The organism is Gordonia sp. (in: high G+C Gram-positive bacteria), assembly GCF_012515855.1.
Lineage (GTDB): Bacteria > Actinomycetota > Actinomycetes > Mycobacteriales > Mycobacteriaceae > Gordonia.
On sequence record NZ_JAAYXO010000233.1, the window covers coordinates 1 to 4751 of the forward strand.

The following is a 4751-nucleotide window of genomic DNA, read 5'->3' on the forward strand; positions in this document are numbered from 1 at the left end:
GTCAGTCCCGCATTCCGCACATCCACCAGCCTCCGCCGAGGTCGGCGGGGGCGTCGCAGAGCATGCCGTACATGTCGAATCCCTCGGGCGAACGATCGGGGCTGTACCAGTAGCCACCGGCGTCGTCGGGAAACCCGATCCACTGGGGGAAGAACCGGGCGTTCGAGCGGTGGGCCGACACATGCCCGTTCGACGTGAGGAAGCGCAGGTGCACGGGGAGCGCGGTGCCGTAGTACTCGGTCCCGGGATCGGTGGCCAGGGCCTGTTGGTAGAGGGCGCGGTGGGTGGCGAACCACGTTCGCGGCGCCATCGTCGACCACATGCCGACGGTCGCGAAAACGACAACCACCACGACGGCCATGGCCAGCGCGCCCACCACGCTGCCGACGCTCCCACGACGCGACGGCGACCGACGGAAGAGCACCACGGCGCCGGCGATCATCAGGTTGACGCCGAGCAGCCAGAACACCCACATCAGCGGGACCGCGATGAGGTTCAGCAGCGAGAGGTCCAGTCGGAAGAAGGAACCGAGCATCGATGTGATCCACAGCAAAGCGCCGATCCCGATCGGGATCAGAACGGACGCCAGCGGAATCCCGTTCGCATTCTTTGCCACGTCATGCAACTGTACGCACGGCTGCTGCGGCAGCGGCATGCAGTCGCGTCACCGCGCCCACCAGGCAGGGGTGCTCGGCGACCGGACCCGCGACGACCATCGGCACGTCGAGCGCGTCCAGGTAGCGCTCCACGCGGTCGGTCAGCAACCCGGCCGAGAGAAACAGCGGGCTCACCGCGATGCGTTCCGCGCCGGCGCGCAGCAGCGCGTCGACGGCGTCGCGAACCGCGGCGCCGTCGCGTCCGAGGCGGGTCGCGAACAGCGTGCAGACGGGGCGGCCCAGCACCCCGGACAGTTCGTGCCCGCGCTCGATCACGGACGCGTCGCTGGTCGTGTCCGACGACCCGACAGCGAGCATCAGCACGCCGTCGCGGTCGCCCAGACCCGCCTCCGACAACCGGTCGGCCAGGGCAGGCACCGGCGAATACCGTCCGACCACCGGCGTCTGCCGCACCCGCAGTGCGGGATTCGCGACGACGGCGTCGTCGAGCAGCGCCGGGAGATCGACCTTGCTGTGAAAGCCGTCGCCGAAGAGCAGCGGCACCACGACGACGTCGCCCGACAACTCGCCGAGGACGTCGGTGAGCAGGGGAGCGGTCAGGTCGAGATACGCGAGTTCCACCCGCACGTCCGGCAGCGCGATCCGCACGGCGTCGGCCACCCGGCGGGAGGTGACGTCGAAACGCGGATCGCGACTGCCGTGCGCGGCCAGAACCAGGGTTGTCACTAGACCGTCGCGGGCGCTGACAACTTCAGCGCGTCGAGCGCATCGCCGACGAGGCCCGCACCCAGCGTGTTGCCGCCCTGCGGGTCGATCAGCAGGAAGCTGCCCGAGTCCCGGTCGCGGGCGTAGTCGTCGGCCGCGATCGGATCGGCGGTCTGCAGCGACACCCGACCGATCTGGTTCAGCTCCAACGACTCCGGGGCGTCGAGGAGAGCCAGGTTCTGCTCGTCGAACACCGCGTCGAGGCCACCGATGATGGCCTGCGTGGTCTTGGCACCGTGCTTCAGCAGCAGACGCGCACCGGCGCGCAGCGGCTTCTCCGACAACCAGCACACCGTGGTGGTGAACTGCTGTGCGGGCTCGGGGGCATCGGCGGCCGACGCGATGATGTCACCGCGCGAGATGTCGATGTCGTCGGCCAGCAGCAGCGTGACGCTGCGGCCGGTGTGCGCGGTGGCGAGCTCGCCGTCGGGGGTGTCGATCTTCGCGATGGTGGTGCGGATGCCGGACGGCTGGATCACCACGTCGTCGCCCACCGACACGCTGCCCGCCGACACCAGACCGGCGTAGCCGCGGTAGTCGGGGTACTCGGCTGTGCGCGGGCGGATCACGTACTGCACGGGGAAGCGCAGACCCACGTCGCCGCGGTCGAGCTCGTTCGGCACCGTCTCGAGGTGCTCGATGAGCGTCGGCCCGTCGTAGTACGGGGTGTTCTCCGACCGGATGGCCACGTTGTCGCCGCGCAGCGCCGACACCGGGATCTCCTGGACCTGATCCGACGAGTAGCCGAGCGCCGAGGTGATCTCTTCGAACTCGGCCGAGACGGTCGCGAAGACCTCCGCCGGGTTGTCGACGAGGTCGATCTTGTTCACCGCCAGCACCAGGCGCGGAACGCCGAGCAGTGCCATCACGGCCGCGTGGCGACGTGTCTGCGCGACGACGCCGTTGCGGGCGTCGACCAGCAGGATCACCAGCTGTGCGGTCGACGCGCCGGACACCGTGTTGCGGGTGTACTGCACGTGGCCGGGGGTGTCGGCGAGGACGAACGAGCGCGCCGGGGTCGCGAAGTAGCGGTAGGCGACGTCGATGGTGATGCCTTGCTCGCGTTCGGCACGCAGGCCGTCCACCAGCAGCGACAGGTCGGGGGTGTCCATGCCGCGATCCACCGACGCCTTGGTGACGGCGTCGATCTGGTCGGCGAGAACCGACTTCGTGTCGTACAGCAGGCGGCCGACGAGGGTCGACTTCCCGTCGTCCACCGATCCTGCGGTCGCGATGCGCAGCAGGTCGGCGTTGCGGTACTGGATCGGCGCGCTCACGGCGCCGTCGCGCTGGGCGAGGTTGGGGTCACTCATCAGAAATATCCTTCGCGCTTGCGGTCTTCCATGGCTGCCTCGGACACGCGGTCGTCGCCGCGGGTGGCGCCGCGCTCGGTGAGACGCGATGCGGCCACCTCGGCCAGGACGGCCTCGTTGTCGGTGGCGTCGGACAGCACGGCGCCGGTGGTGGAGCCGTCGCCGACGGTGCGGTAGCGGACCATGCGGGTCTCGACGGTCTCGCCGTCGCGCGGGCCGCCCCACGGGCCGGAGGTCATCCACATGCCGTCCCGCTCGTACACCTCGCGCTCGTGCGCGTAGTACAGCGGTGCCAGCAGCACCTGCTCGCGGGCGATGTAGCGCCACACGTCGAGTTCGGTCCAGTTGCTCAGCGGGAACACGCGGACGTGCTCGCCGGGCGCGTGCCGACCGTTGTAGAGGTTCCACAGTTCCGGGCGCTGACGCTTGGGATCCCACTGACCGAAGGCGTTGCGCAGCGAGAAGATGCGCTCCTTGGCGCGGGCGCGCTCCTCGTCGCGGCGGGCGCCGCCGAAGACGGCGTCGAAGCGGTTGTCGCTGATCCCGTCGAGCAGCGGGATAGTCTGCAGCGGGTTGCGGATGCCGTCCGGGCGCTCGGTGAGTCGACCGTCGGCCAGGTACTCCTCGACGCTCGCGACGTGCAGCCGCAACCCGTGACGCTCGACGATCTCGTCGCGGAACTCGATGATCTCGGGCAGGTTGTGCCCGGTGTCGACGTGCAGCAGCGAGAACGGCAGCGGTGCCGGCCAGAAGGCCTTGAGCGCCAGGTGCAGCAGCACGGTGGAGTCCTTGCCGCCGGAGAACAGGATCACCGGTCGTTCGAACTCGCCCGCGACCTCGCGGAAGATGTGGATGGCCTCGGACTCGAGTGCGTCGAGGGTGGTGAACCCTTCGGCAGGCTCGGGACGGTGGGCGTCGGCGACCTCGGTGGACGTCGCGACGGGGTTCTCAGAGATGGTCATGATGCGTGCAACCCGCATTCTGTCTTGGCGCTGCCGGCCCAACGGCCGCTGCGCGGATCGGCTCCGGCGGCTGGTTTGTTTGTGCAGGGTTCGCACCCGATGGACGGGTACCCCTCGTCGACCAGGGGATTGACCAGGACGCCGTGGGCGTCGATGTACTCCTGGAACTGCTCGTCGCTCCACGCGGCGAGCGGATTGATCTTGACGATCCCGAACGCGTCGTCGAACGAGATCAGCGGTGCGTTGGCGCGGGTGGGCGCCTCGACCCGGCGGATCCCGGTGACCCACGCCCGGAACGGGGCCAGCGCCCCGCGCAGCGGAACCACCTTGCGGAGGTTGCAGCACTGCGCCGCGTCGCTCGCGAACAGGTTCTTGCCGACCAGCTGGTCCTGCTCGGCGACGGTGTGCTCCGGGGTCACGTTGTGCAGGTCGAGGTCGTATACCTGGGCGACGGCGTCGCGGGTGCCGAGGGTCTCGGCGAAGTGGTAGCCGGTGTCCAAGAACAGGGCCTTCAACTTGCCGCCGACGGCGTCCTTGTCCTCGATCGCCTTGTCGGCGACGTCGATCAGGACGGCGTCCTGCATGTTGGCGGCGATGATGAAGTCGGATCCGAAGGTCTCGGCGGTCCACTGCAGCAGCTGCTCGGCGGTCGCGTCGGGTCCGAGCTGTGCGGCGCCTGCTTCGGCGATCGCCTGGAGTTCGGTCAGGTCATTCGTGGTGATGGTCATCGTCCTTCCCTCACTGCAGCTCGGCGTCGTCGGCGCGGACGGCCCATTCGGCGAAGCGCTCGCCGGGGGTGCGACCCGCGATGAAGTTGCGGACGAGGCGCTCGATGTAGTCGCTGGCCTCGGACGCGTAGATCTTGTGCTGGCGGAGCTTGCGGCCGAATCCGATGTCGAACCCGAGGCTGCCGCCCAGGTGAACTTGGAAGCCCTCCACCGGCGTGCCGTTGTCGTCGATCAGCTGACCCTTGAGGCCGATGTCGGCCACCTGCACGCGGGCGCAGGAGTTGGGGCAGCCGTTGAAGTTGATGGTGATCGGCACGTCGAGGTCCTGATTGAGCTCGGCGAGCCGCTCTTCGAGCTGCGGCACCA

Annotated in this window: 5 protein-coding genes and 1 pseudogene; all 6 read right to left on the minus strand. The window is 69.1% G+C overall.

All coding sequences use genetic code 11. The features are described from left to right. Position 1: 1 nt before the first annotated feature. The gene (locus tag GX543_RS17000; RefSeq protein ID WP_290853653.1) at positions 2 to 616 is read right to left on the minus strand and encodes a hypothetical protein; all 615 of its coding nucleotides are present in this window, start codon (positions 614 to 616) and stop codon (positions 2 to 4) included. Between the two features lies 1 nt (position 617). Then, positions 618 to 1343 carry a sirohydrochlorin chelatase gene (locus tag GX543_RS17005; RefSeq protein ID WP_290853654.1) on the minus strand — a complete coding sequence of 242 codons (726 nt, stop codon included), beginning with the start codon at positions 1341 to 1343 and terminating at the stop codon, positions 618 to 620. Next, positions 1343 to 2695, minus strand: a complete 1353-nt coding sequence (locus tag GX543_RS17010; protein WP_290853655.1) for a GTP-binding protein — start codon at positions 2693 to 2695, stop codon at positions 1343 to 1345. The genes GX543_RS17005 and GX543_RS17010 overlap by 1 nt, the downstream gene beginning before the upstream one ends. After that, entirely contained in the window at positions 2695 to 3675 is a 981-nt protein-coding gene (cysD, locus tag GX543_RS17015; protein ID WP_290853656.1) for a sulfate adenylyltransferase subunit CysD, read from the minus strand. Before cysD ends, GX543_RS17010 begins: the two co-directional genes overlap by 1 nt. Next, positions 3654 to 4385, minus strand: coding sequence for a phosphoadenylyl-sulfate reductase (locus GX543_RS17020; RefSeq protein WP_290853657.1), 732 nt, complete (start codon positions 4383 to 4385; stop codon positions 3654 to 3656). The genes cysD and GX543_RS17020 overlap by 22 nt, the downstream gene beginning before the upstream one ends. Before the next feature lie 10 nt (positions 4386 to 4395). Continuing rightward, a pseudogene (locus GX543_RS17025) lies at positions 4396 to 4751 on the minus strand (nitrite/sulfite reductase); the annotation flags it as partial.

Excerpts from the sequence above, each read along its gene's own strand:
- GX543_RS17010 (WP_290853655.1), bottom strand. The coding sequence starts at position 2,695 with ATGAGTGACCCCAACCTCGCCCAGCGCGACGGCGCCGTGAGCGCGCCG.
- cysD (WP_290853656.1), bottom strand. The coding sequence starts at position 3,675 with ATGCGGGTTGCACGCATCATGACCATCTCTGAGAACCCCGTCGCGACG.
- GX543_RS17020 (WP_290853657.1), bottom strand. The coding sequence starts at position 4,385 with ATGACCATCACCACGAATGACCTGACCGAACTCCAGGCGATCGCCGAA.